At 74.3% G+C, this 24,724-nt stretch carries 23 protein-coding genes and 1 riboswitch; of the genes, 14 read left to right on the plus strand and 9 right to left on the minus strand.

Annotated elements, in window-relative coordinates:
* Window positions 1–113: 113 nt before the first annotated feature.
* Entirely contained in the window at window positions 114–503 is a 390-nt protein-coding gene (locus AB0E96_RS18540) for a DUF3224 domain-containing protein (protein WP_359824698.1), read from the minus strand.
* 170 nt (window positions 504–673) lie between these two features.
* Entirely contained in the window at window positions 674–1,765 is a 1,092-nt protein-coding gene (locus AB0E96_RS18545) for a PP2C family protein-serine/threonine phosphatase (protein WP_359824700.1), read from the minus strand.
* A gap of 275 nt (window positions 1,766–2,040) precedes the next feature.
* On the opposite strand from AB0E96_RS18545, the gene AB0E96_RS18550 reads away from it, so the two are divergent.
* Complete coding sequence (locus tag AB0E96_RS18550; protein WP_359824703.1) at window positions 2,041–3,012, plus strand: pseudouridine synthase; 972 nt, start codon at window positions 2,041–2,043, stop codon at window positions 3,010–3,012.
* A gap of 73 nt (window positions 3,013–3,085) precedes the next feature.
* Entirely contained in the window at window positions 3,086–3,970 is an 885-nt protein-coding gene (locus tag AB0E96_RS18555; protein ID WP_359824705.1) for an SDR family NAD(P)-dependent oxidoreductase, read from the plus strand.
* A gap of 181 nt (window positions 3,971–4,151) precedes the next feature.
* Here AB0E96_RS18555 and AB0E96_RS18560 read toward each other — a convergent pair whose 3' ends face one another.
* The 5 genes from AB0E96_RS18560 to AB0E96_RS18580 all read right to left on the minus strand — a co-directional run bounded on the left by AB0E96_RS18560 (window position 4,152) and on the right by AB0E96_RS18580 (window position 12,497).
* On the minus strand, window positions 4,152–7,859 hold the full coding sequence (locus tag AB0E96_RS18560) for a SpoIIE family protein phosphatase (RefSeq protein WP_359824707.1): 3,708 nt from the start codon (window positions 7,857–7,859) through the stop codon (window positions 4,152–4,154).
* Between the two features lie 417 nt (window positions 7,860–8,276).
* The gene (locus AB0E96_RS18565; RefSeq protein WP_359824710.1) at window positions 8,277–9,476 is read right to left on the minus strand and encodes an alpha/beta hydrolase; all 1,200 of its coding nucleotides are present in this window, start codon (window positions 9,474–9,476) and stop codon (window positions 8,277–8,279) included.
* Between the two features lie 113 nt (window positions 9,477–9,589).
* Entirely contained in the window at window positions 9,590–10,291 is a 702-nt protein-coding gene (locus tag AB0E96_RS18570) for a hypothetical protein (RefSeq protein WP_359824712.1), read from the minus strand.
* A gap of 613 nt (window positions 10,292–10,904) precedes the next feature.
* Window positions 10,905–11,969 (minus strand): serine hydrolase domain-containing protein, encoded by a 1,065-nt coding sequence (locus AB0E96_RS18575; RefSeq protein ID WP_359824715.1) that lies wholly within the window; start codon window positions 11,967–11,969, stop codon window positions 10,905–10,907.
* A 114-nt stretch (window positions 11,970–12,083) separates the two neighbouring features.
* On the minus strand, window positions 12,084–12,497 hold the full coding sequence (locus AB0E96_RS18580) for an HIT family protein (protein WP_359824717.1): 414 nt from the start codon (window positions 12,495–12,497) through the stop codon (window positions 12,084–12,086).
* 188 nt (window positions 12,498–12,685) lie between these two features.
* On the opposite strand from AB0E96_RS18580, the gene AB0E96_RS18585 reads away from it, so the two are divergent.
* Window positions 12,686–12,874: a DUF1508 domain-containing protein gene (locus AB0E96_RS18585; protein ID WP_359824719.1), complete on the plus strand. Its 189-nt coding sequence runs from the start codon at window positions 12,686–12,688 to the stop codon at window positions 12,872–12,874.
* A 112-nt stretch (window positions 12,875–12,986) separates the two neighbouring features.
* On the opposite strand, the gene AB0E96_RS18590 is transcribed toward AB0E96_RS18585, so the two are convergent.
* Window positions 12,987–13,682: an MSMEG_1061 family FMN-dependent PPOX-type flavoprotein gene (locus tag AB0E96_RS18590; RefSeq protein WP_359824722.1), complete on the minus strand. Its 696-nt coding sequence runs from the start codon at window positions 13,680–13,682 to the stop codon at window positions 12,987–12,989.
* A gap of 197 nt (window positions 13,683–13,879) precedes the next feature.
* Here AB0E96_RS18590 and AB0E96_RS18595 point away from each other — a divergent pair, with 197 nt between their 5' ends.
* The 11 genes from AB0E96_RS18595 (at window position 13,880) to AB0E96_RS18645 (ending at window position 23,717) form a co-directional block, all read left to right on the plus strand.
* Window positions 13,880–14,194, plus strand: coding sequence for an antibiotic biosynthesis monooxygenase family protein (locus tag AB0E96_RS18595; RefSeq protein WP_359824723.1), 315 nt, complete (start codon window positions 13,880–13,882; stop codon window positions 14,192–14,194).
* Window positions 14,195–14,352: 158 nt separating this feature from the next.
* Window positions 14,353–14,480: riboswitch (FMN riboswitch) on the plus strand.
* A gap of 223 nt (window positions 14,481–14,703) precedes the next feature.
* Complete coding sequence (locus AB0E96_RS18600) at window positions 14,704–15,444, plus strand: riboflavin synthase (protein WP_359824726.1); 741 nt, start codon at window positions 14,704–14,706, stop codon at window positions 15,442–15,444.
* Entirely contained in the window at window positions 15,441–16,088 is a 648-nt protein-coding gene (locus tag AB0E96_RS18605; RefSeq protein WP_359824729.1) for a nicotinamide mononucleotide transporter family protein, read from the plus strand. The genes AB0E96_RS18600 and AB0E96_RS18605 overlap by 4 nt, the downstream gene beginning before the upstream one ends.
* Window positions 16,085–17,413, plus strand: a complete 1,329-nt coding sequence (locus AB0E96_RS18610) for a bifunctional 3,4-dihydroxy-2-butanone-4-phosphate synthase/GTP cyclohydrolase II (protein ID WP_359824731.1) — start codon at window positions 16,085–16,087, stop codon at window positions 17,411–17,413. The genes AB0E96_RS18605 and AB0E96_RS18610 overlap by 4 nt, the downstream gene beginning before the upstream one ends.
* A 39-nt stretch (window positions 17,414–17,452) precedes the next feature.
* Window positions 17,453–17,926 (plus strand): 6,7-dimethyl-8-ribityllumazine synthase, encoded by a 474-nt coding sequence (ribH, locus tag AB0E96_RS18615; protein WP_359824733.1) that lies wholly within the window; start codon window positions 17,453–17,455, stop codon window positions 17,924–17,926.
* Window positions 17,927–18,027: 101 nt separating this feature from the next.
* Window positions 18,028–18,300: a phosphoribosyl-ATP diphosphatase gene (locus tag AB0E96_RS18620; RefSeq protein WP_359824735.1), complete on the plus strand. Its 273-nt coding sequence runs from the start codon at window positions 18,028–18,030 to the stop codon at window positions 18,298–18,300.
* A gap of 121 nt (window positions 18,301–18,421) precedes the next feature.
* Window positions 18,422–19,270: an ATP phosphoribosyltransferase gene (gene hisG, locus AB0E96_RS18625; protein ID WP_359824737.1), complete on the plus strand. Its 849-nt coding sequence runs from the start codon at window positions 18,422–18,424 to the stop codon at window positions 19,268–19,270.
* A gap of 147 nt (window positions 19,271–19,417) precedes the next feature.
* On the plus strand, window positions 19,418–19,858 hold the full coding sequence (locus AB0E96_RS18630; RefSeq protein ID WP_359824739.1) for a PH domain-containing protein: 441 nt from the start codon (window positions 19,418–19,420) through the stop codon (window positions 19,856–19,858).
* A 345-nt stretch (window positions 19,859–20,203) separates the two neighbouring features.
* Window positions 20,204–21,547 carry a hemolysin family protein gene (locus AB0E96_RS18635; RefSeq protein ID WP_359824742.1) on the plus strand — a complete coding sequence of 448 codons (1,344 nt, stop codon included), beginning with the start codon at window positions 20,204–20,206 and terminating at the stop codon, window positions 21,545–21,547.
* Window positions 21,544–22,590, plus strand: coding sequence for a hemolysin family protein (locus AB0E96_RS18640; RefSeq protein ID WP_359824744.1), 1,047 nt, complete (start codon window positions 21,544–21,546; stop codon window positions 22,588–22,590). Before AB0E96_RS18635 ends, AB0E96_RS18640 begins: the two co-directional genes overlap by 4 nt.
* Before the next feature lie 140 nt (window positions 22,591–22,730).
* Entirely contained in the window at window positions 22,731–23,717 is a 987-nt protein-coding gene (locus AB0E96_RS18645; protein ID WP_359824747.1) for an NAD-dependent epimerase/dehydratase family protein, read from the plus strand.
* A gap of 79 nt (window positions 23,718–23,796) precedes the next feature.
* On the opposite strand, the gene AB0E96_RS18650 is transcribed toward AB0E96_RS18645, so the two are convergent.
* The coding region (locus tag AB0E96_RS18650; RefSeq protein ID WP_359824748.1) for an AAA family ATPase at window positions 23,797–24,724 on the minus strand (928 nt) is incomplete at its 5' end.

A 24,724-nucleotide genomic window follows, 5' to 3' on the forward strand; every position in this document is an offset into this window, starting at 1 on the left:
AGCATCCCGCACAGGTGCGCGAGCAGCATGTGGAGGTTGCCGACGCCGGAGGCCGAGTCGACGCCGGTCGAGATGCCGGGCAGGGTGAGCAGGAGCGCCGCCCGCTCGGCCCGTCAGCCCAGCTCGTACTCCAGGACGTAGGTGTGGGTGCCGGACTCGTCGACGGTCAGGTGGAACTCCCCGGTGATCCCGGCCAGCTCGCCCGCGCCCGTGCCCGGCACCACGCGTATCGTCGTACCGGTGGTGTCCCACGCCGCCTGCTGGAGCACGAACGAGCCCGCGCGTCCGTCCAGTTCACCCGTCACGTGCTCCACCGCGACGTACGAGGCCGGACTGCCGGAAGGGCCCGCGACGGAGAGCATCCGCACCTCGCTCGTCCCGCTCAGCCCGCCCGTGAAGGCTTTCGTGATCCGGACCCGTCCGAAAGCCGCGCCCTCCCGCTCCTCCGTCTCCACCGGTTCGAACGCGGTGAGTTCGAACGACCCGCTCGCCGTGCTCCCCATGGCACCGTCCCCTCGTCGATCCGCACCTGACCACCCGGTGGCGGGCTCTCCGCCGACCGTGAACCGAGCCTTGCACACACCACTGACAATCGCGCCCGAGCGGCCCGTCGGAGCCCGCCCGAGCGGTCCGTCGGAGCCCGGCGCGGCCCGAGCGGCCCGGCGCGGCCCGGTCACGGCTCCCAGCGGATGGCCAGCACCGCCGCGTCGTCGGCCAGCCCGGTGTCCCCGACCCAGCCGTCGACGTCCGCCAGCACGGCGTCCAGCAGGTCCGCCGGGGTGCCGCCGTGCAGGCCGGGCAGCCGCTCCGCGATCGGGTAGAACCGGCCCCCGGCGTCCCGGGCCTCCGACACCCCGTCGGTGTGCAGGAGCAGCAGGTCGCCCGGCTCCGGGTCGAAGCGCCGGTCCGGGTACGCGTCGCCGGTGAGCCCGAGCAGCCCCAGCGGCGGCGCCGGGAAGGGGGGTTCCAGCTCGCTCACCCGGCCCGCCCGGCGCAGCAGCGGCGGCGGGTGGCCGCAGTTCACCAGCCGCACCGGCCCCCGGTCCGGCGCCACGTCGAGCAGCAGCGCGGTGGCGAACCGCCCCTCCTCCGACTGCCGGGCGGCGAGCGCCGCGTCCAGCCGCTCGGCGAGCCGGCCGGGGTCCGGTTCGGTCCGCGCGGCCTCCCGGAACACCCCCAGGACGTCCGCGGCCGTCTCCACCGCCGGGAGCCCGTGCCCCTGGACGTCGCCGAGCAGGATGCGCAGCCCGAAGCGGGTCTCCACCACGGCGTACAGGTCCCCGCCGATCCGGGCCTCGGCGGCCGCCGCCACGTACCGCACCGCCAGGCGCAGCGGCCCGATCCGCTCCGGCGGCGGGCGCAGCAGTGCCCGCTGGGCCGCCTCGGCCACCGTCCGGACCTGGAACAGCTCCCGTTCGCGGGCCGCCACCACGACGACGCTGGCGGCGCTGGCCAGGGTCGAGGCCAGGACGGTGACCGGCACGCTGATCCGGACCGACAGCGGCAGCTGCGGGTTGGCCGACTCCAGCAGCCCGACGGAGAGCAGCGCCACCGCGCCGACCAGCAGCGGCACCCGCGCCCGCCGGGTGGTCGCACCGGCCAGCACCGGGGCCACCGCGAGCAGCGGCGCCAGGGTGGTGCCCGGTCCGATGGCCAGCGCCGCCACCACGGCGGCGACCAGCAGCAGGAGCGCGCCGTACAGCAGCAGCCGGGTCCGCCTCGGCAGGTGCAGCGGCGGCACCCCGTCCGGGCCGTCGGCGGTCACGCGTCCTCCAGTGGTGCCGGTCGGTCCGGCGGGTCGGTCGGTTGTCCGGCCGGCGGGCCGGTCGAGCTGGTCACAGGTCCGCGGGGTGCCCGACTGCCGGGCCGCCCGGCCGCCGGTGGACGGTCGTCGCCGGACAGCGGTCGCCGGACGGCCGTCGGCGGACGGTCGGGTGCCCCCGGCGGAACGAGGGCCTTCGGTCCACTCTCCCCGCCCGGCCCCGGGTCAGCACCTCGGCCGCGGGTCGCGCGCCGGCGCGCACTACGCTGGGCCGGGAGATGAGACGCAAGAGCCGCCGCCCGGCCTCCCCCCTCCCGCAGCGCCACGGCGTGGCCCCGGTGCACCTCCGGCTGCCGCTCGAAGGCCCCTGGCCGACGGTGCGCGACCACCTGGTGGACCGGCTGCCCGCCGTCCCGGCCGGGCGGATCGACGCGGCGCTCCGGGACGGCGAGATCGTCGGCGAGCACGGCCCGATTGCCCCGGCGGAACCGTTTCACCCCGGCGCGCACCTGTGGTTCCACCGGGACCTCCCCGAGGAGGTGCGCGTCCCGTTCGAGCTGGTCGTGCTGCACCGCGACGAGCACCTGGTGGTGGTCGACAAGCCGCACTTCCTGGCCACCACGCCGCGCGGCCGGCACGTCACCGAGACGGCGCTGTCCCGGCTGCGACACACCCTCGACCTGCCCGAGCTCAGCCCCGCGCACCGCCTGGACCGCCTCACCGCCGGCCTGGCCATGTTCGTCGTCCGCCCGGAGGAGCGCGGCGCCTACCAGACCCTGTTCCGCGACCGCCTGGTGCGCAAGGAGTACCAGGCCGTCGCCGGGTACGACCCGGAGCTGGGCCTGCCGCGCACCGTGCGCAGCCACATCGTCAAGGAGCGCGGGGTGATCGCCGCGCGGGAGGTCGACGCGCCGCCGAACAGCGAGAGCCGGATCGACCTGCTGGAGCGGCGCGACGGCCTCGCCCGCTACCGGCTGCGGCCGCTGAGCGGGCGCACCCACCAGCTGCGGCTGCACATGTGCGGCCTCGGGCTGCCGATCCTCGGCGACCCGGTCTACCCGGAGGTGCTGCCCGAACCGGCCCCGGACGACTTCCGCCGTCCGCTGCAGCTGCTCGCCTCGACGGTCGAGTTCACCGACCCGCTGACCGGCCGCGAGCGCCGCTTCGAGACCCGCCGCACGCTGGCCGCCTGGACCGACCCGCGGGGCTGGGCCGACGACGCAGGGCCCTGGGACGACCGGATGATCTAGGGCCAAGGTCCGAACCGGACCCGGTTCCGGCGGCCGATCCGCGGACCGGCCCGGTGGCGGGATCGTTTGCGGCATGAACGCAGGCATCGACGCAGGTTTCAACGCGGGCAACACCGCGGACACCACCCCGGCCCGGCGCGCCACCCCGGCCCGGCGCGCCACCGTGGACGGGCGCACCACCGTGGATGGGCACGCCGCCGTGGACGGGCACGCCACCGCACCGCACGGCGCCCCCGTCGCCGTCGTCACCGGAGCCTCCCGAGGCCTCGGCCTGGCCCTCGCGCACGCCCTCGCCGCCGACGGCTGGCGGCTGGTGATCACGGCCCGCGGCGCGGCCGAACTCGCCGCCGCCGCAGACGACCTGGCCGCCGTCACCGAGGTCGTCGCGCTGCCCGGCACCGTCGTCGACGACGACCACCGCGCCCATCTGGCCGAGGCCGCGGAGGACCTCGGCGGCGCGAGCCTGCTGGTCAACAACGCCGGAACGCTCAACGGCGCCCTGGGCCCCGGCAGTGAGCCGCTGCCCCGGCTGGCCGACTTCCCGCTGCCGGACCTCCTGGAGACCTTCGAGGTCAACGCGCTCGCCCCGATCGCCCTCACCCAGCTCGTCCTGCCCCAACTGCGTGCCCACGGCGGCGCCGTCCTCAACATCAGCTCCGAGGCCGCCGTCGAGCCCTACCGAGGCTGGGGCGGCTACGGTGCCAGCAAGGCCGCCCTGGACCTCGCCGGCGCCGTACTCGCCCGGGAGGAGCAGGAGTTGCGGGTCTGGGCGGTGGACCCGGGCACCATGCTCACCCGGATGCTCCAGGAGGCCGGCCCCGGTGAGGACATCTCCGGCGAGCCGCTGCCCGAGCAGGTGGCGCCGGTCCTGCTCGGCCTGCTCCGCGACCGCCGGCCCTCCGGCCGCTACCGCGCCGAGGACCTGGCCACCCCGGCCGCGGACCGGGGCGGGCGATGACGGCATCCGCCGTCCCCGCTGCCCGGCCGGCTGTCCGACGGCACCCCGGTCGTGCCGCACCCCTCCTCCACCCGGCCGGACGAATCGGGTTCTTACCTGGTCGAGTCGCGCCGGGTGGTGCCCGGGGAGGCGGCGGCCCGCAACCGCGAAGGCGGCTCCGGCCCGGCGACCGTCCGTTCGCTCATGCGGACGGCGTGGCGCCCGGGGGCAGTTCCAGCTCGAACCAGACCACCTTGCCGTCCTGGGTCCGGCGGCTGCCCCAGCGGTGTGCCAGCTCGTTGACCAGGTGGATGCCCCGGCCGCCCTCGTCCTCGCTGCGGGCGCGGCGGATCCGCGGCACCTCGGGCTCACGGTCGGCGACCTCGACCGTGAGCACCCGGTTGCAGTACAGCCGCAGCTGGGTGGGCGATCCGGCGTGCACCAGGGCGTTGGTGATCAGTTCGCTGGTGAGCAACTCGGCCCAGTCGGCGAGTGCTTCGAGCCCCCAGGCGGCCAGCGTCTCGCGGGTGAAGCGGCGCGAGTGGGCGACCATCGCGTGGTCGCCGGTGAGCGGCAGGGTGGCGATCCGGTCCGCTCCCTCGGGGCGGACCTGCGCCATGATGACGGCGATGTCGTCCTCGCCGGTGGTCTCGGTGAGCCGGTTCAGGACGGCGTCGCAGGTCTGCTCCAGCGAGCCGCGCCGGTCGGCGACGGTGCGGCGCAGCAACTGCAGCCCCTCGTCCAGGTCCTGGCCCCGGCGCTCGATCAGCCCGTCCGTGTAGAGGGTCAGGATGCCCTCCTCGGGGAGGGTGAACTCGGCGCTCTCGAAGGCGACTCCGCCCACTCCCAGCGGGGCGCCGGAGGGCAGTTCGATCAGGCGGGTCCGCCCTTCGGCGTCGGCGACCACCGGCGGCAGGTGTCCGGCGCTGGCCGCGGTGCAGCGGCGGTCCACCGGGTCGTACACCACGCAGACGCAGGTGGCGAACTGGCCCTCGCCGACCGTCGCGGTCGCCTCGTCCAGCCGGTACAGCACCCGCGCCGGGTCCAGGTCCAGGGTGATCAACGTCCTTGCGACGGTCCGTAGTTGGCCCATGGTCGCGGCGGCCCGGATGCCATGGCCCATCACGTCGCCGACGATCAGGGCGACCCGCCCGGAGGACAGCGGCACCACGTCGAACCAGTCGCCGCCGACCTCGCTGACCACGCTGCTCGGCAGGTAGCGGTAGGCGAGGTCCAGCCCGAGCGTGCGGTGCACCTCCTGCGGCAGCAGGCTGCGCTGGAGGGTGAGCGCGGTGTCCCGCTCGCGGCGGTAGAGCCGGCCGTTGTCGATCGCGAGCGCGGTGCGGGCGGCCAGTTCCTCGGCCAGCGAGCGGTCCGCCGGGCCGAACGGCACCGGGTTGCGGGCGCGGACGAACTCCGCGCCGCCCAGCACGTGCCCGCGCGCCACCAGCGGCACCATCAGGTACGAGTGCACCCCGGAGTCCAGGCTCGGCTGCACCCGGTCCGGCGAGGCGACGATCCGGCGCAGCTTCTCCTCGGTCACCTCGGCGACCAGGATCGAGCGCCCGGTGCGCAGGCTCTGCGCGTACAGTTCGGCCGACTGCGAGGTCTCGCCCACCTGGTCGGCCGCCCCGTTCATGCCGCCGTCCGGGCCGGCGTCGCCGACCGCGACCGCCCGCATCAGCACCGGCCCCTCCGCCGGGACCGCCCCGGGTTCCTCGCCGCTGAGCACCGCCTCGCGCAGGTCCACGGTCACGAAGTCGGCGAAGCGCGGGATCACCACCTCCACCAACTCCCGCGCGGTGCGGTGCAGGTCGAGCGTGGTGCCGATCCGGTTGCTGGCCTCGTTCAGCAGCGACAGCCGCTGCTGGGCGGCCCACGCCTCGTCCAGCGCCCGCTGCCGGGCGGCGGCCGCGTCGCGCTCGCGGGTGAACAGCAGCGCGTTGTCGATCGAGACGGCCGCCCGCACCGCCAGCTCCCCGGCCAGCGCCAGGTCGTCCTCCTCGTACGGGCGGTCGGCCAGGGTGCGGTAGAAGCCGGCCACGCCGACCGCGGCGCCGCGCGCGATCAGCGGGACCACCATGAACGACAGCACGTTCTGCTCCCGTACGGCGGCCGTGCGCACCGGATCCTCGGCGAACCAGGCCATGCCCTCCTCGTCCATCCGCGGCACCAGCACCGGCTTGCGGTGCGCCAGGCACCAGGCGTACGGCGAACCGGGCTGGAAGCGGTGCAGGTTGCCGGTGCGGGCGATCGGCGACAGCGTCGAGCCGGGCACCGCGTGGAAGGCCATCCGCCGCAGCAGCGCCGATCCGTCCGCCGACCCGTCCGCGGGTTCGTCCGCGGCGGCGGTCGCCTCCCGCTCGCCCCGGACCAGCTCCTCCAGCACCTCCACCACCACCGCGTCGGCCAGCCTCGGTGTCGCCACCTCGGCCAACTCCTGGGCGGTCTGGGCGAGATCGAGCGTGGTGCCGATCCGGGTGGAGGCCGCGTTGACCAGCGCCAGACGCTCCTGCGCCGCCCTGGCCTCGCGCAGCGCCTGCTGCCGCGCCAGCACGGTCCGGTGCTGGCGCAGGTACAGCCGGGCGTTGTCGAGCGCGACGGCCGCGCGCGAGGACAGCTCGTCGCCGAGCGTGATGTCGGCCGCCGCGAAGGACTCCCGCGTACCGCGCCGCGAGTACACCACCATGCCGAGCGTCGTGCCGCGCGCCACCAGCGGGGTGATCCGCACCGAGCGCGGCCGGTCGCCGAGGTAGGCCTGGCGGTGGCTCTCGTCGAGGCGCTCGCCCAGCATCGGCAGCTGCCAGGACGGCACCACCACCGTCCGCCCACTGGTCAGCGCCCGGGCGTACGGGGAGTCCGGCGGCAGCTCGTACACGGCGTCCACCGGCAGCGCCTCGGCCGGGTAAAGCGCGTCGGCGGAGGAGATCGCCAGGCGGCGCACCAGCAGCGGGGCGTCCGGCGCGGGCGGCTCGACGCGCCCGCCGGCCACCAGCTCCTCCAGGCCGAACACCGCGCTGATGTCGGCGACCCTGGGCACCATCGCGTCGACCAGCTCCCGGGCGGTCTGCCGCAGGTCCAGCGTGGTGCCGATCGAGGCGGTCGCGTCGACCAGCAGGGACAGTCGCTCCTGGGCACGGGCCGCCCGGGCGTCGGCGTGGAACCGCTGGGTGATGTCGATGACCGTCGCGCACACCCCGAGCACCCGGCCGGCGCGGTCCTTCAACCGGAAGTAGGACGCCGACCAGGCGTGGTCGTGGTTCGGGTCGCCCGGCGTGCGCCCGTGCGCGAGGTCGTCCACCACCGGCTCGCCGCTCTCCAGCACCCGGCGCATCACCTCCTCGGACTCGGGGCCGTTGATCCCGGGCAGCACCTCGGTGAGCCGCCGGCCCAGCGGCTCGGCGATGCCCAGGCCGTTCGAGTCCGCCAGTGCCTCGTTCAGCCGGACGAAGCGCAGGTCGGTGTCGAACACCGCCATGCCGACCGGGGACTGCGTGAAGAACCCGTCGAGGAGGGCCAGGTCGGCCTGGAGCCGGTGCAGCGTGGTCACCTCGGAGGCCACCGCCAGCACCATGGGGGCGCCGCCCGGGCCACGGATCGGATGGGTGCGGAACTGGAGGCTCACCAGGTGGCCGTCCCGGTGCCGGACCGGATACACCCCCGACCACGACCGGCCCGCCAGGATCTGCCGGAACAGCCGGAGCACCTCCGGCCGCTGCTCGTCCGAGGCCAGCAGGGCCGCCGCCCGCGACCCCACCGCCTCCCGCGCGGGGTGTCCGAGCAACGCCTCGGCGTCACTGCTCCAGTGCAGGATCCGCCCATCGGCGTCGATCAGCGCCGTGGCGATCGGCACCATCAACAGGGCGTCCTGCCCCGGCTGCCCCGCGCGCTGCGCGTAGTCGTCCACCATGGCCAGAGAACCGTCCCAGAAACCGTCCGGAGATCGTTCCCACCAGCCCTGCCATCTTCGCACGCACCCCCACCCACCGCAGCCGCCCGCCACCCCCACCCCCGCACCCCCACCCCGCACCCCCCGCCCCGCACCAGGCCCACCCGACCCACGACGGTCGCCGCGCGGAAAGCCGGCCCGCCCGACTGCCCACCTCGGCTACCCCGGCTGTCGACCGCTCTCGCGGACGGTCAGCACGAGGACCGCGGCCCGAGGCTCTGTACAGTCTCCCGCGCACTGGCCCGCCCCCAACCGCTGCTCCCGCCGATCGCCTCGGCGGCGCCGCCCGTCGGCGCTACTGGCCGACGGGCGGCGCCGGCGCTCGCCGACGGCCCCGCACCCTGTCGAAGTGGCCTTCGTCGCGAGCGGCGGCCGCCGTCAGGGGGTGAACCGCACCTCGGGGTTGGCGGCGCTCGGCCCGTCGAGCAGGGGCTGCGGGATGCCCTTCAGCTGGAGGTCGAAGAACGCCCCGACGTACTGCCGGGTGAGGGAGACGGCCCGTCGGCCTTCGATGGTGCTCTCCGGGTCCTTGGGGACGTCGAGCCCGTCGGTGAACAGCGGGAAGTCGGTGAAGCTGCTGTGGCCGGTGCCGTCGACGGTCAGCCAGCGCTTCCAGCCGTCCAGCCGGGACCAGGCCTCGGTCCAGGTGCCGTCCTCGCCGCCGCCGGCCAGTGGGTGGCCCATCATCAGGTACGGCTTGCCGCCGATGCCGGAGTCGGGTACCGCGTAGTCCATGGTGCCGTCCAGGTCCACCCCGGCCCGGATCCGGTCGTCGGTGAGCAGGGCCGGGACGGTGGCGGCGCCGCCGGCGGAGTGCCCGGCCATGGCGATCCGGTCGCGGTCGATCAGGCGGGCGTAGCGCCAGGCGGGGTGCGGCCGGTCGGTCAACCGGTCGATGACGAAGGAGACGTCCTTCGCCCGGCTCGCGTCCAGGCCCGCCCAGTCCTCCCGGGTCCTCAGCTTCCCGCACAGGTCGCAGGGGATGGTCTGCCCGTCGGGGAAGGTGGTTCCGGTGTTCTCGTAGGTGTGGTCGACCAGGGCGACGACGTAGCCGCGGCTGGTCAGGTCCTCGGCGAGGCTGCTGAGCGTGGCGCGCGGCATGGTGAAGCCCGGGGACAGGACGACCAGCGGGTAGTGGCCGCCCTGCGGGCGCGCCCCGGACTTGGCCCACGTCCGGGTGCCGGACACGGCCTCCGTCGGGATGGTGTTGCCCGGCAGCTTGTCGTCCAGCAGGGCCCGGGCGGCGGCGGGCGTCATGTAGGGCGCGGGGGTGCCCGTTCCGGCGCGCGCGGGGTAGTACATCGAGACCATGAGTTGGCGCGGACCTGCGGAGGGCACCCATGGGTCCGGACGGTTCTTGTCCACCAGGTGCAGTACCTCCTGCCCGACCGCGTACGGCCCGGTGGGGCGGGGGAGTTCGATCCGGGCGGAGGCCCGGGTGTCCGTCCCCGAAGAGGCGGGCGCGGTGGCGGAGTTGACGGGCGGTGCCGCGGCCAGGGTGGGCGCGGCAGCGGCGACGGACAGCGGCAGTGCGAGCAGCAGGGCCGCTGCGGCGGCGGTCGTGCGGAGTCGACTCATGTCAGTGACGGTAGTTCGCCCGCAAGGGAGCTGACGTCCACTCAGCGGCGTACTGGTCCCTTCCGGGAAGGACGGGCGGTGCCCCTAGGGGGGGTGGCTCCGGGCTCGGCCGGTCACCCGGCGGAGGCCGTCCGGAGGTCCTCCAGGAAGCCGGCGACCGCGCGGGCGTTGAGCACTGGGAAGGTGAGCGGCAGGCCGGCCGAGTGCGTCCGGATCTCCAGCTCGCCGAATCCGGAGGCTCGGGCCGAGCACACCTCCGTCCACCGGTGGACCTCCTTCGCGGCGAGCGGGTGCGGTGGCCGGTGCACCAGCCCGCAGGCCGTCACCGTCAGCCGCCCCCGTACGAAGCGGACGCTCCCCTCGGCGCGCAGCGTCTCGTGCAGGCCGGCCCGGAGGCCGGGGGAGAGGCGCTCCTCCAGCTCATCGAAGAGCTCGCCCAGCCCGTGCAGGTGCGCCAGCGCCAGCGGCTCGTCCGCACCGGCCGGCCATATTCGCCCGTGCTCCTGCCCCCCGTGCGGCCCTCCCGGGGTGTACGGGGTGTACTCGGTGGCCTCGACCGCACGCCAGGGCAGTGGGTCCTCCTGGCCGCCTGCCTGGACCAGCACCAGCCCGCCCTCGTGGACCCGTACCGACCGCAGCCCGGGCGCGGGCCGCAGCCGCTCGTACCCGCTCACCGCGACCACGCCCGCGGCGGCCAGCAGGGGCGCGGGCCACCAGTCAGCGAGCGCCAGGCAGATGGCCAGGGAGGCGGCCACCCCGCAGGAGTGCAGCCACACCCGCGCCGCCCGGGACAGCGGCCGCAACCGCCGGTGCACCCGCACCAGCGGCCCGAGCCCGCCGACCGACCCGGTCGAACCTGCCGACTCGGCCGACTCGACCGAACCCGCGAAACCCGTGGAATCCGCCGAACCCGCGAAACCCGTGGGATCCGCCGAACCCGGGGAACCCGTCGCACCGGTGGCACCCGTCGTGCCGACCGAACCGGCTGACCGCACCCGCGCCGTCGACCACGTCACCGCCATGTCGGCCCCCTCTCACTCGACGGACTCCCATCCGGAACCCCGACTGTCGGATCCCCAGCATCGACCGCCGCAGCCCCTGGCGACAGTGCCAATCAGCACCTTTTGGCCCGAATCGACCCCGCCATCATCCCGCCCCGGCCGAGCCCTCCCGCCGCGGGGGTGGGTGCGGGGAAGGCGGGCGCCTCCCGCGCCGGGTGACAGCACGACCGCCATGACGAGCTCCTTTCGCTCCGCGGGCCCCGGGCAGGCCCGCAAGCTCAGGATCGACCACGCGTCGCGCCCGACAACAGTGCCGATCGGCACATTCCGGGCGATGGGGAAAGCGAGCGGGAAGCGGAAGGACGCCGAGACGGGAAGCAAAGGCAGAGCGGGGCCGCGACGCCGGGGCCGGAGCCGGCGAACACCCTCAGCCCGCCGTCGCGAACCCGTTCTGCAGCCTGCGCAGCAGCGCCGTGCCCGCCGGATCCGCCGAGCGCCGGGTGTTGACCAGCACCACCACGCCCACCTGCTTCTCCGGATCGAAGGCCACGAACGAGCGGAATCCGCCGGTGCCCCCGTTGTGCCAGATCTGGAGGTGTCCGCCCTGCTGGGTGTGCAGCCGGTGCCCGAGCCAGCCCAGGTGCGTCCAGGCGAAGGGGTTGACCCGGTGGCGGGTCTCCCGGGTGAGGGCGATCGCGGGCGACAGCGGCGCCTCCGGCTCGCGCTCGGCGGCCAGTTGGGCCCGCAGGAACGTCGTCAGGTCGGCGGCGGTCGACCGCAGGCCGCCCATGCCGGGCACGTCCGCGAAGGTCCAGTGCGGCACCGGTCGGCCGCCCGGCGTGTGCCCGTGCGCCAGCCGCGCGGACTGCTCCCGGTCCGACCGCACGCAGGTGTCCGCCAAGCCCAGCGGAGCGCAGACCTCGCGCGCCACCAACTCCTCGAACCCGAGGCCGGACCGCCGCGCGAGGGCCAGGCCGAGCAGCCCCGCGCCGAGGTTGGAGTAGCGGAATCCGCGCCCGGGCGTGGTCCGCAACCGGGTTCGCGCGAGCCCGTCGAGCACCCGCTCGGCGGTGCAATCGGCGTACGGGTCGGGTCTGTTGGGCGACAGCAGTGACGGTGCCAGCATGCCCCTGGGCAGCCGGGGGAGCCCCGAGGTGTGGGTGGCGAGGTGCCGCAGGGTGATGGGCTGCGGTCCCTTGGCGGGGACGGCGGCACGGCCGTCCGGGGCCCCGCCGAGCACCTCGGCGAGCGGTTCGTCCAGCCGCACCGCACCGTCGAGGGCCAGCCGCGCCAGTACGAGCGAGGTGAACACCTTGGTGACGGAGCCTATGTCGAACAGCGTGTGCGGCCCGGGCACCCCGCCGCCCGGACCGGTCCGTCCGGCGCCGCGGATCTCCACGTCGCCGCCGGCCAGTCCGGCGACCACCGCACCGACGTGTCGGCCCGCGAGCCGGTCGGCCGTCTGCTGCACGAGGCAGGCGAGTTCGTTCATGCTCGCGAGCCTAGGCGCCCGCAGCGGCATGATCATCCGACCGGAATAGGATTTCGACCCCCTCCGATACGCCTGCGGGGGGACGCCAGGGTGGACGTGCGCCGCCGCACCCCCTCAGCCCTCCAGGGCCTCCCGGAGCCGGGCCGCGACCTCCGCCGCGCCCGCCTCGTCCGGGTACCGCCGCCGGGGCCAGAAGAACCCGCGCAGCCCGTCCTTCGGATTGCGCGGCACCACGTGGACGTGCAGGTGCGGCACCGACTGACTGATCCGGTTGTTCGCCGCCACGAAGCTGCCCGCCGCGCCCAGCCCGCGCTCCACGGCCGCCGCCACCCGCTGGACCCGCAGGAAGAACGGTCCGACCTCGGCCGCCGGCAGGTCGGCGAGCGTCGGGTGGTGGGCGCGCGGCACGACCAGGACGTGCCCGGGGAACAGCGGCCGACGGTCCAGGAAGGCCACCGCCGCCTCGTCGTCCAGTACCCGGTGCGCCGGCTCCTCGCCCGCCACCACGGCACAGAAGACGCAGTCCATCCGTCCATTCAAACCACCGGCGACCGCCCCGGCACCTCCGCGAACCCCCGCGGATCCGGCTTCACCCGTCCGGCTGCGGCCCGGGTGCGGGCGCCGAGGTCCGGGGCGCACGGTGGCGCCGGGGGCCGTACAGCGAGCGCACCGCGCGCTCCACGACGAGGCCCCGCGAGGACGAGGAGGTGGCCCGGATGGCGGGCAAGTTCGAGATCTACCAGGACGCCGGCGGCAAGTACCGGTTCCGGCTCAAGGCGGGCAACGGCGAGATCGTCGCCACCGGCCAGGGCTACGCCAGCAAGGACGCGGCCCACAAGGGCGTCGAGGCGGTTCAGCGGGCCGCCGACGGCGCGTCCGTGGTGGACGTTCCCAAGGCGGCCTGAGACCCGGGGCCGGCGCGGGCCCGCGCCCCCGAACGGGCCGGGCCCGCCGCCAGGACCCGCCGCCCGCCCATCCGACGAGCCGCCCACCACCCGACGAGCCGCCCCCGGCCGCTCACTCGTACCGGTACAGCAGCGCCTCCCGCTCGTACTGCTCGATGATCTCCACGGTCAGCGATTCGTCTCGCAGGTGCGAGAGCGTGACCTCCGCCGAACTCGGCTGCGCGTCCCCGGCGAGCCAGTTCTCCGGCTTCCACGCCGAGGAGCGCAGGAAGGCCTTCGGGCAGTGCCCGTACACCTCCTCGACGGCGACCACGATCGCGCTGCGCGGCGGCTTGCCGACGGCGGTCAGCTGCCGCAGCAGCTCCGGGTCGGTGGAGACGCAGGCCCGTCCGTTGACCCGCAGGGTGGCGTCCCGGCCGGGGACGACGAAGAGCAGTCCGACCCGGCCGGTCTCCAGGACGTTGTGCAGGGTGTCCAGCCGCTTGTTGCCGGTGGCGTCCGGGATGGCCAGGGTGTACTCGTCGAGCACCGAGACCAGCCCGGCCGGCCCGCCGCGCGGGGAGACGTCGCAGCGCCCGGCGGCGTCCGTGCTGGCCACGAAGACCAGCGAGGAGCAGGCGATCAGGCGCTGGGCGACCTCGTGCAGGCGGTCGACCTGCTTGCGGCGCGCCTGCTCGCCGGGCTGCTCGTAGACCTCGCGCAGCTGGGCGGGCTCGCTGAGCGCGCCCGCCCGGAGGGCGTCGAACAGGCTGCCCGGCCGGTCCGGTGCGGTGGTTGACGGAGCGGTAGATTCCGGTGTGGTCGTCATACCGCGAATGTAGCCGAGCCCGCTCGGCGGGCCTCGCTCCCGCAGCCCGCTCCCGGCGCCGGAAGTCCTCCGTGAAATCTCGGCGCCACCCCTCCCCACCAGCGGTTTTCCGCTCATAATGGGGCCAGGGACTGCTGGGTCCTGGCTGCTGTGCCAGGAACCGGCGGGAGCACGGACGCCAGCCGGAGGTGGTGGTCGTGATCGTGAGGATCTGGACCGGACAGGTCCTGACCGGTCGCCTCGAGGAGTTCTGCGCGCACCTGGCCGCCCAGGTGATCCCGCAGCTCGGGCGGACCGACGGCTGCTTCGGCGGCGAGCTGCTGCGCTCGGTGCCCGAGGACCGGCACCGGGTGCTGGTGCTGAGCCGCTGGCGCGACGAGGAGGCCCTGCGCGGGTACGCGGGGCCGATGTGGCGGATCCGGCCGGTCTGGTCGGAGGGCGAGCTGAGCTACCTCGCCCACCCCCCGGAGGTCACTCACTTCACGTCGATCACCACCCCCGCGCCCCGCTGAGGAGGGCGCCCCCGCCCCCGGCGGCCGGAGCACCCCGCCCCGCGGCCGGAGCACCCCGCCGCGCATTCCCCGCAAGCCCGTGAAACAGACCACAGCGGAAGGCTCTCCCTGCGCTTGCGTCGACCGTGGCACAATGACGGCATCAAGCAGTGACGTTCAGCGCACTCCGGGGTCGGTGAAAATCCGAACCGGCGGTTACAGTCCGCGACCCGTCCGCAGCCAGCGGCCGGTTGACCAGGTGAAATTCCTGGACCGACGGTTAAAGTCCGGATGGGAGGCGTGCGCGGGCGGACGAAGAGCAGTACCCGTGGGTCCGACGGCAGGAGACTGCCTCCCGGTCCACGGCCAGGTGTACGGCGGGAGCGGTGTCTCCCGTGCCGGGCGAGCGATCTCCCGGCGGCCTCGGCATCCCCGGCGACGGGTCGTGCCCCGGGCCGGTGCGCCGGTGCCCGTCCGCGTCATCTCCCATGCCACCCCGGAGTCCGCGCCCAAGCGCGAGGAGAACCCGGGTGTTCACCGGCATCATCGAAGAGCTCGGCGAGGTCGTCTCGATCGTGGAGATCGGCGACTCCTCGCGGATCCGCCTGCGCGGCCCGGTGGTCTGTACGGGTGCCCGGCACGGCGATTCCATCGCGGTCAACGGCGTGTGCCTGACCGTCGTCGACAGCGCGCCGGAACTGGCCGCCGGCACCGGTGAGTTCAGTGCCGACGTGATGGCCGAGACGCTGCACCGTTCCAGCCTCGGCGAGTTGGCGCCCGGCTCCCGGGTCAATCTGGAGCGCGCCATGGCGCTCGGTGCCCGGCTGGGCGGCCACCTCGTCCAGGGCCATGTCGACGGCACCGGGCGGCTGTTGAGCCGTGAGCCCGGCGAGCGCGACGCGGCGGGCGAGCTGCGCTGGGAGGTGCTGCGGTTCTCGCTGCCCGACTCGATCTCCCGCTACCTGGTGGAGAAGGGCTCGATCACGGTCGACGGCGTCAGCCTCACCGTGGTGGAGGCGGCGAAGGACAGCTTCACCGTGAGCCTCATCCCGACCACCCTGGCGCTGACGACGCTCGGTGCCAAGGCCGTCGGGGAGAGCGTCAACCTGGAGGTGGACGTGCTCGCGAAGTACGTCGAGCGGCTCCTGGAGTCCCGCGCCCTGCCGAACCTGCCCGCCGCCCCCTCCGCCGGGGCCGGCCCGTCCGCCGACTCCGCCCCGTCCACCCTGTCCGACCTGCCGACCGGCACAACCCCGGGGGAGTCCAAGTGAGCTGGCTCAGCGGCGAGGCGTTCACCGTCCTCGGCGAACACGTCAAGTGGGCCGACATGTTCGGCAACATCCTCGGCCTCGGCGGGCTCGCGCTCGGCTGGCGCCGCTCGGTCTGGAGCTGGCCGGTCCAGCTGCTGTCCGGCGCGGTGCTGATCGCGGCCTACTTCGACGGCCACGTCCCCGGCCTGATCGGCAAGCAGCTGATCGTGATCGTCACCGCCGCCTGGGGCTGGGCGCAGTGGCAGCGGGGCCGCCGCGAGGGCGGCTCGATCGCCGTTCGGTTCGCGAGCTGGCCCGAGCGGCTGGTGCTGGCGGCGGGGACGGCGGCCGGCACGGTCGCGCTGGCCCTGCTCTTCACGTCCTTCCCCAGCCTGTCCTGGAGCCCCTGGTCGGACGCCTACATCTTCGTCGGCACGCTGGCCGCGATGGTCGCCCAGGCCCGCGGCTGGGTGGAGTTCTGGTTCGCCTGGATCGCGGTCGACGCGGTGGGCGTGCCGTTCGCCTTCAACAGCGGCTACACCTTCTCCGGCCTCACCTACTCCGTCTACTTCGTCCTGGTGCTGCTCGGCCTGCGGTCCTGGTGGCTGAGCACCCGTGAGCCGCGCGCCAAGTCCGCCAACGTCCCGCAGGGAGCCACGGCATGACCGAGATGACCGAGAACCAGTCCAGCGACGGTGCCACCACCGGTTCCGCCCCCGCCACCGAGTCCGCCGCGACGCCCGAACTCGTCCTCGACCCGGTCGAGCGCGCGATCGCCGACATCGCCCTCGGCCGTGCCGTGGTCGTGGTCGACGACGAGGACCGGGAGAACGAGGGCGACCTCGTCTTCGCCGCCTCCGCCGCGACCCCCGAGCTGATGGCCTTCACCATCCGCTACAGCTCCGGCGTGATCTGCGCCCCGATGACCGGCGAGGAGCTGGACCGCCTCAAGCTCCCCCCGATGACCCAGGTCAACGAGGACCGCAAGGGCACCGCGTACACCGTCTCGGTGGACGCCCGGGAGGGGGTCGACACCGGCATCTCCGCCGCCGACCGCGCCCGTACCGTCCGGCTGCTCTCCTCGCCCGGCACCGAGCCCGGCGACCTGACCCGCCCCGGGCACGTCTTCCCGCTGCGCGCCGTCGAGGGCGGCGTGCTGGTGCGCCCCGGCCACACCGAGGCCGCCGTCGACCTGGCCCGGCTCGCGGGGCTGTCGCCGGCCGGCGCGATCGCCGAGGTGGTCAACGACGACGGCACCATGGCCAGGCTGCCCGAGCTGGTCGCCTTCGCCCGCGAGCACGGCCTGGCGATCATCTCGATCGAGGACCTGATCGCCTACCGCCGCCGCACCGAGCTGCACGTCGACCGGGCCGCCACCACCGCCCTGCCCACCGAGCACGGGGAGTTCACGGCCGTCGGCTACCGGGGCACCCTGGACGGCGTCGAGCACCTCGCGCTGGTGGCTTCCGGCGGCCCGGCCGGCGGTCTGGACGCCTCGGGCCGGCTGCCGGACGGCGAGGACGTCCTGGTCCGGGTCCACTCCGAGTGCCTGACCGGCGACGTCTTCGGTTCGCTGCGCTGCGACTGCGGCCCGCAGCTGGAGTCCTCGCTGAAGCGGGTCGCCGAGGCCGGTCGCGGCGTGGTGCTGTACCTGCGCGGCCACGAGGGGCGCGGGATCGGCCTGGCCCACAAGCTGCGCGCGTACGAGCTGCAGGAGCAGGGACGGGACACCGTCGACGCCAACCTGGACCTCGGCCTGCCCGCCGACGCCCGCGACTACAGCATCGCGGCCCAGATGCTGGCGGACCTCGGCGTCCGCTCGCTCACCCTGCTCACCAACAACCCCGAGAAGCTGACCGCGCTCACCGAGCACGGGCTCAAGGTCAAGGGGCGCGAGGCGGTCGAGGTCACGCCCGGCGAGCACAACCTGCGCTACCTGCGCACCAAGCGCGACAGGATGGGCCACGACCTGCCCGGTCTGGGCTCCTGAACCACCACACCCACCCGCACGACTGAACGGACGAGAGACATGAGCGGCCACGGAGCCCCCCAGCTGACCATCGAAGGCGCCGCCGACCTCAAGGTCGCCGTCGTCGCCGCCCAGTGGCACGACCAGGTGATGAACGGCCTGCTGGACGGCGCCCACCGCGCGCTCAAGGAGCTGGGCGTCGTCGGGCCGACCGTGCTGCGGGTGCCCGGCACCTTCGAGCTGCCGGTGGCCGCCAAGCGCCTCGCCGAGCGCGGCTACGACGCCGTCGTCGCCCTCGGCGTGGTCGTGCGCGGCGGCACCCCGCACTTCGACTACGTCTGCCAGGCGGCCACCTCCGGCCTCACCCAGGTCAGCGTCGACACCGGTGTCCCGGTCGGCTTCGGCGTCCTGACCTGCGACAACGAGGAGCAGGCGATCGACCGCGCGGGCCTGCCGGGCTCCCGCGAGGACAAGGGACACGAGGCCGTCACCGCGGCCGTCGCCACCGCCGTGGCGCTGCGCGCCGCGCTCTGATCACAGTCCGTGCGGTCCCGGGGCGTGGACGTCCACCCGACTGTCCACGCTCCGGGACCGTTTACCGTCCGTCCGCCCGCACGCCGTAAGGTGGGCCCATCATGGCTTCGAAGACATTCGAGGAGCTCTTCGCCGAGCTCCAGCAGAAGGCCGCCACCGGCGACCCCTCGTCCTCCCGTACCGCGCAGCTCGTCCAGCAGGGCGTCCATGCGATCGGCAAGAAGGTCGTCGAGGAGGCCGCCGAGGTCTGGATGGCCGCCGAGTTCCAGTCGGACGAGCAGACGGCGGAGGAGATCTCCCAGCTCCTCTACCACCTTCAGGTGATGATGATCGCCCGTGGCCTGAAGCTCGACGACGTCTACAAGTACCTCTGAGCACCTACCCCCAGAGAAACCCGGAGCACTCCGGAGCACTCCGGAGCACCTGGGCAACCGCCCGGAGAGCTCCCGCTCGTCCGGGCAACACCCCTCCCAACAGGTAAGGAAGCAACCTCCCATGCTGCGCATCGCCGTCCCCAACAAGGGTTCTCTCTCGGGTCCCGCGGCGGAGATGCTCCATGAGGCCGGCTACCGCCAGCGGAAGGACCCCAAGGAGCTCGTCCTCGTCGACCCGAACAACGAGGTGGAGTTCTTCTTCCTCCGCCCGCGCGACATCGCGGTCTACGTCGGTTCGGGCCGCCTCGACGTCGGCATCACCGGCCGCGACCTGCTGCTGGACTCGCACTCCAACGCCGAGGAGGTGCTCGCCCTCGGCTTCGCCGGGTCGACCTTCCGCTTCGCCCGCCCCGAGGGCGTGGACGTCGAGGACGTCAAGGGCCTGGAGGGCCTGCGGATCGCCACCTCGTACACCGGTCTGGTCGAGCAGCACCTGGCCGACCACGGCGTGAAGGCGACGGTCACCAAGCTGGACGGCGCGGTCGAGACCGCGGTGCAGCTGGGCGTCGCCGACGTGATCGCCGACGTGGTGGAGACCGGCACCAGCCTGCGCAACGCGGGCCTGGAGGTGTTCGGCGAGCCGATCCTGATCTCCGACGCGGTGGTGATCCGGCCCAAGGGCGCCGGCGAGGACCCGCGGGTGGAGCAGTTCCTGCGCCGCCTCCAGGGCGTGCTGGTGGCCCGCCGCTACGTGCTGATGGACTACGACATCCGCGCCGAGAAGGTCGGCGCGGCCGTCGCGCTCACCCCGGGCCTGGAGTCGCCGACCGTCTCGCCGCTGCACACCGAGGGCTGGGTCGCGGTGCGTTCGATGGTGCTCCGCAAGGAGGCCCAGCAGATCATGGACGACCTGTGGGGCATCGGCGCCCGGGCCATCCTGGTCACCAACATCCACGCCTGCCGCCTCTGAGCGGCGGCTCGTCCACCGCTTCCGACCAGCGCGTACGGGTGACCTGCGCGCCGGCTCGTGAGTAAAGAACGGTTCAATGGGGCGGGGACGCCGACCGCGTCCCCGCCCCTCGTGCTGCCGCCACCAGAGCCACCCCCGGAGACCCACGTGTCCACGCCGTCCGTCGAGTTCCCCGTCACCTGGGCGCCGCGCCGCACCCGCGCCGTGCTGCTGCCGGTCTGCGTGCTGCTGGTGGTGCTGTTCTCCGCGATGGCCGTGCTGCTCCCGCAGAACTGGCAGCTCAACGACCGGATCATGATGGTCTCCAGCGGCCTGCTGTTCGCCGGCGTCGGCCTGATGCTGGCCCGCCCCCGGGTGAGCGCCGACGAGCAGGGCGTGACGGTGGTCAACTTCGTCCGCAGCCGCCGGCTGTCCTGGGCCGAGATCGTCCGGGTCAACTTCCGCCAGGGCGACCCGTGGGCCACCCTCGACCTGGCCGACGGCACCTCGCTCGCCGCGGTGGGCATCCAGTCCGGGGTCGGCAAGGACCAGGCGATCGCGCACGCCCGCGCGCTGCGCGACCTGGTCGAGCAGCGCGCCGCCGCCTGAGCCCGGGACGGGCCCCGCGGCCCCCGGCGCACAGCCCCGGCGCACCGGCCTGGCACACAGGCCCGGCGCACAGGCCCGGCGCACAGCCCCCGGAGGCCGGGCCCCGGGCGCGCTCCGGTCCGCACCGGAGGCCCTCCCACCTGGGGCTCCCCGCCCCGGCGGGCCGACCGGGCCCCCTGCCTCCGTCCGGCTATGGTCTACGCTGGTAAAAGCAGGGCAAAGTCCGCCCTGCCCGAAATCGAGTGCCCGAACCCGACCTGAGGAGTGACACTCCCCCTCGATGGACGATCCGTCCGGTAGTACCTGCGCCGCCTCGCTTCCGACCTCCGGAAGGCAGGCGGCACTGTGATCACCGCCTGGCTGCTGTTGCTCGCAGCCGTTCTCCTGATCCTCGCCAACGGCCTGTTCGTGGCCGCCGAGTTCGCCTTCGTGACCGTCGAGCGCGGTGAGGTGGAACGCTCCGCGGAGACGGGCGACGTCAAGTCCCGCCGCGTCGCCAGGGCCCTGCGGCACCTCTCCTTCGAACTCTCCGGCGCCCAGCTCGGCATCACCGTCACCTCGCTGGTGGTCGGCATGCTCGCCGAGCCGGCCCTGTCGACCCTGCTCGCGCCCGTCATGTCCGGCATCGGCGTGCCCGACTCCGCCACCCGCGGCGTCGCCGTGATCGTCGGCATGGTGCTGGCCACCGTCGTCCAGATGGTGATCGGCGAGCTGGTCCCGAAGAACTGGGCGATCTCCCGCCCGCTCCAGGTGGCCCGCGCGGTCGCCGCCCCGCACATGGCCTTCTCCGTGGTCTGCCGCCCGCTGATCAGCTTCCTCAACGGCGCCGCCGACCGGACCGTCCGGGCCTTCGGCATCGAGCCGCAGGAGGAGCTCGGGCACGCCCGCACCCCGGACGAGCTGGTCTCGCTGGCCCGCCACTCGGCCAAGGCCGGTGCGATAGACGAGGAGTCGGCGACCCTGTTCGTCCGCACCCTCGCGCTGAGCGAGCTGACCGCCGAGTCCGTGATGACCCCGCGCGTGGACGTCGCCGCGCTCCAACGGGACGCCACCGCCTCCGACGTCATCAACCTGACCCGGGCCACCGGCCTGTCCCGCTTCCCGGTCTACACCGACAGCCTGGACGAGGTCGCCGGCATCGTCACGCTCAAGGACGCCCTGTCCGTCCCGGCCGCCCGGCGCGGTCTGGTGCGGGTCGGCGAGCTGGCCTCGCCGCCGCTGCTGGTGCCCGAGACGCTGCCCGCCGAGCGGCTGCTCGACCGGCTCCGCCGCCTCCAGCCGATGGCCATCGTGGTCGACGAGTACGGCGGCACCGCCGGTGTCGTCACCGTCGAGGACATCGTCGAGGAGATCGTCGGCGAGGTGCAGGACGAGCACGACCCCGACGACCACCCCGAGCTGCTCCCGCTGCCGCCGGTCAACGGCCTGCCGGTCTGGGAGGCCGACGGCCGCGCCCGGATCGACCAGCTGGAGCGGATCGGCCTGAACGCCCCGGACGGCCCGTACGAGACCCTGGCCGGTCTGGTCTCCGACCTGCTCGGCAAGCTCCCCGAGGTGGGCGAGCAGGCCGAGCTGCCCGGCTGGCGCTTCACCGTGACCGGTGTCGACCGCCACCGCACCACCGAGGTCCGGGTGGAGCGCACCACCGCGCCCGCGCAGTTCGACGAGGACCGGGAGGAGGGCCGATGACCGCCCTGCAACTGGCCGTCGCGCTGCTGCTCCTGCTCGGCAACGCCTTCTTCGTCGGCGCCGAGTTCGCCGTGGTGTCGGTGCGCCGCAGCCAGATCGAGCCGCTCGCCGAGGCCGGGCACAAGCGCGCCCGCGTCGTGCTGCACGCGCTGTCCAACGTCTCCGCGATGCTGGCCGCCGCCCAGCTCGGCATCACCGTCTGCTCGCTAGGCCTCGGTGCCCTGGCCGAGCCGACCATCGCCTCGCTGCTGGAGGGCCCGTTCCACGCGATCGGTGTCCCGTCCGGCCTGATGCACCCGCTCTCGTACGGGATCTCGCTCGCCGTCGTGGTCTTCCTGCACATGGTGATGGGCGAGATGGTGCCGAAGAACATGGCCATGGCCGGCCCGGAGCGGGCCGCGCTGTGGCTCGGCCCGCCGCTGGACCGGCTGGCCCGCTGGCTCGCCCCGGTGATCCGGGTGCTGAACGCCTTCGCCAACGGCATCCTGAAGCTGTTCCGGGTGGAGGCCAAGGACGAGGTCGAGTCGGTCTTCACCACCGAGCAGCTGATGTACCTGCTGGCGGACTCGCGGGACGCGGGCCTGCTCGACGAGAGCCGCCAGGAACGCCTGGAGGACGCCCTGGAACTGGGCCGCCGCCCGGTCACCGAGGTCCTGCTCGAGCCCGAGCAGCTCGTCACCGTGGACACCAAGGCGACCGCCGCCGAGGTCGAGGAACTGGCGCTGCGCACCGGCTTCTCGCGCTTCCCGGTCACCGACGGCGACCCGGCCGGCCACGGCTACCTCGGCTACGTCCACCTCAAGGACATCCTCGACGTGGAGGACCCGTCGGCGCCCGTCCCGGCCCGCCTGTGGCGGCCGATCACGGTGCTGCGCGGCAGTCTCCCGCTGGACGACGCCCTCGGGGCGATGCGCAGGGCCACCTGCCACCTGGCCGCCGTGCTGGACCAGGACGGGCGCACGCTCGGCGTGGTCATGCTGGAGGACGTCCTGGAGGAACTGGTCGGCGAGATGCACGACCCGGACCACCGCGCCACGGCCTGAGGCCCGTCCGCCGGCGGGGCTCCGGCCCCGCCGGCGGCCGCTCGGTGACGGCTGCTCGTCGGCGGCTGTTCGCTGACGGCGATTCCGCCCAGAGCATGCTCCCGTTCCGTGCCGACCGCCCTGCCCGCAGGGTGGTCGGCATGAGACTTCTGCTGCTGGGTGGGACCAAGTTCGTCGGCCGGGTCGTCGCCGAGGAGGCGCTGGCCAGGGGCTGGGAGGTGACCGCCCTCAACCGCGGCACGCAGCCCGCGCCCGAGGGCGTCCGGGTGCTGGTGGGCGACCGCACCGCGGAGGACGGCCTCGCGGCGCTCGGCACGGGGGAGTGGGACGCGGTGCTGGACACCTGGTCCTGGGCCCCCGCGGCGGTGCGCGACAGCGCCCGCCTGCTGAACGGCCGGGTCGGCCACTACGGCTACGTCTCCAGCCGGTCGGTGTACGACTACCCGCTGGTGGCGGGGGCCGACGAGACCGCGCCGGTGGTCGGGTCCTCCCCGGACCTCACCGGCGAGGTGCCCTACGCCGAGGCCAAGCGCGGTGCGGAGCTGGCGCTGGAGGAGGAGTTCGGCGGGACGGCCCTGCTGGCACGGGCCGGGCTGATCATCGGCCCGCACGAGAACATCGGCCGGCTGCCCTGGTGGCTCAACCGGATCGCCGAGGGCGGCCCGGTGCTCGCCCCCGGCCCGCGCGAGCTGCCCCTCCAGTACATCGACGCGCGCGACCTCGCGGCCTGGATGCTGGACGCCGCCGCGGCCCGGCTCGGCGGCCCGTACAACCTGGTCGGCCCGTCCGGCCACACCACCATGGGCGAACTGCTGGAGACCTGCGTACGGGCCACCGGCTCGGACGCCGAACTGCGTTGGACGGACCCGGAGCGGATCCTCGCCGCGGGCGTCGAGCCGTGGACCGAGCTGCCGATCTGGCTGGCGCCCGGCGAGCTGTACGACTTCCTGCACGCCGGCTCGGTCGAGCGCGCGCTCGGCGCCGGGCTGCGCTGCCGGCCGGTCGCCGAGACCGTCGCGGACACCTGGGCCTGGCTGCGCTCGATCGGGGGCAGCGCGCCGCAGCGGGCCGACCGGGTCACGGTCGGGCTGGACCGGGAGCGGGAGGCCGCGCTCCTGAACGGCTGAGCGGGCGGGCCGGTCCCCACCCGGGGGACCGGCCCGAGCCGCCGGTCAGCCCCGGTCGCCGGCCGGCCCACGCCACCGGTCAGTGCCGGCCGTCGATCAGCTCCCCGTACGCCTGCACCAGGTCCGGCAGCCGCAGGGTGGCCAGGTCCTCCCGGCCCGGCGGCTCGCGCAGCAGCGACAGCCGCAGGTCCCGGTAGGCGCAGGACTTCTCGTACAGGGTGCGGATGAACCGGCCGTTGCCCAGCTCGTCGATCCAGCCCTCGCGGACCACGTGGACGCAGATGCTGGCCAGTTCCTCGGCGGCGTCCTCGTCCCAGCCGTCGCCGTCCCGGCCGGCCAGCGCGGCGCCGATGGCGGTCAGCTCGCCGGGGCGGTAGCTGGGGAAGTCGACCCGGGTGGTGAAGCGGGAGTTGAGGCCCGGGTTGGTGGCGAGCAGCCGGTTCATGCCCTCGGGGTAGCCGGCCAGGATCACCACCAGCCGGTCCCGGTTGTCCTCGGCGCGCTTGAGCAGCACCTGGAGCGCCTCGTCGCCGTACGCGTCGCCCTTGGTGTAGCCGGAGTTGGAGAGGCTGTACGCCTCGTCGATGAACAGCACGCCGTCCAGCGCGGAGTCGATCAGCTCGTTCGCCTTCACGGCGGTCTGGCCGAGGAACTCGCCGACCAGGTCGGCGCGTTGGGCCTCCACCAGGTGGTCGCCGGAGAGCAGGCCGAGGGCGTGGAAGACCCGGCCGAGGATGCGGGCCACGGTGGTCTTGCCGGTGCCCGAGGGGCCGGAGAAGACGAAGTGGCGCTTCGGCGGCTGGACGGGCAGGCCCTCCTCGGCCCGCAGCCGGGACATCCTCAACTGGGCGGACAGCGCCCGCACCTGGCGCTTGACCGGCTCCAGCCCGACCATCAGCGAGAGTTCGGCCAGGGCCGCGTCCAGCTCCCGCTCGTCGCCGCCGGTCCGCGGCTCGGGCGCGGCCGCGGTCCGGGGCTGCACCCGGCCGAGGGCGGGCAGCGACGGC

The organism is Kitasatospora sp. NPDC036755 (assembly GCF_040636595.1).
Taxonomy (GTDB): Bacteria; Actinomycetota; Actinomycetes; order Streptomycetales; family Streptomycetaceae; genus Kitasatospora.

Coding starts and splice junctions, on each gene's coding strand:
- AB0E96_RS18610 (WP_359824731.1), top strand. CDS start 16,085: ATGACCGAGATGACCGAGAACCAGTCCAGCGACGGTGCCACCACCGGT.
- AB0E96_RS18590 (WP_359824722.1), bottom strand. CDS start 13,682: ATGACGACCACACCGGAATCTACCGCTCCGTCAACCACCGCACCGGAC.
- hisG (WP_359824737.1), top strand. CDS start 18,422: ATGCTGCGCATCGCCGTCCCCAACAAGGGTTCTCTCTCGGGTCCCGCG.
- AB0E96_RS18580 (WP_359824717.1), bottom strand. CDS start 12,497: ATGGACTGCGTCTTCTGTGCCGTGGTGGCGGGCGAGGAGCCGGCGCAC.
- AB0E96_RS18560 (WP_359824707.1), bottom strand. CDS start 7,859: ATGGTGGACGACTACGCGCAGCGCGCGGGGCAGCCGGGGCAGGACGCC.
- AB0E96_RS18575 (WP_359824715.1), bottom strand. CDS start 11,969: ATGAACGAACTCGCCTGCCTCGTGCAGCAGACGGCCGACCGGCTCGCG.
- AB0E96_RS18645 (WP_359824747.1), top strand. CDS start 22,731: ATGAGACTTCTGCTGCTGGGTGGGACCAAGTTCGTCGGCCGGGTCGTC.
- AB0E96_RS18565 (WP_359824710.1), bottom strand. CDS start 9,476: ATGAGTCGACTCCGCACGACCGCCGCCGCAGCGGCCCTGCTGCTCGCA.
- AB0E96_RS18585 (WP_359824719.1), top strand. CDS start 12,686: ATGGCGGGCAAGTTCGAGATCTACCAGGACGCCGGCGGCAAGTACCGG.
- AB0E96_RS18550 (WP_359824703.1), top strand. CDS start 2,041: ATGAGACGCAAGAGCCGCCGCCCGGCCTCCCCCCTCCCGCAGCGCCAC.
- AB0E96_RS18640 (WP_359824744.1), top strand. CDS start 21,544: ATGACCGCCCTGCAACTGGCCGTCGCGCTGCTGCTCCTGCTCGGCAAC.
- AB0E96_RS18555 (WP_359824705.1), top strand. CDS start 3,086: ATGAACGCAGGCATCGACGCAGGTTTCAACGCGGGCAACACCGCGGAC.
- AB0E96_RS18620 (WP_359824735.1), top strand. CDS start 18,028: ATGGCTTCGAAGACATTCGAGGAGCTCTTCGCCGAGCTCCAGCAGAAG.
- ribH (WP_359824733.1), top strand. CDS start 17,453: ATGAGCGGCCACGGAGCCCCCCAGCTGACCATCGAAGGCGCCGCCGAC.
- AB0E96_RS18540 (WP_359824698.1), bottom strand. CDS start 503: ATGGGGAGCACGGCGAGCGGGTCGTTCGAACTCACCGCGTTCGAACCG.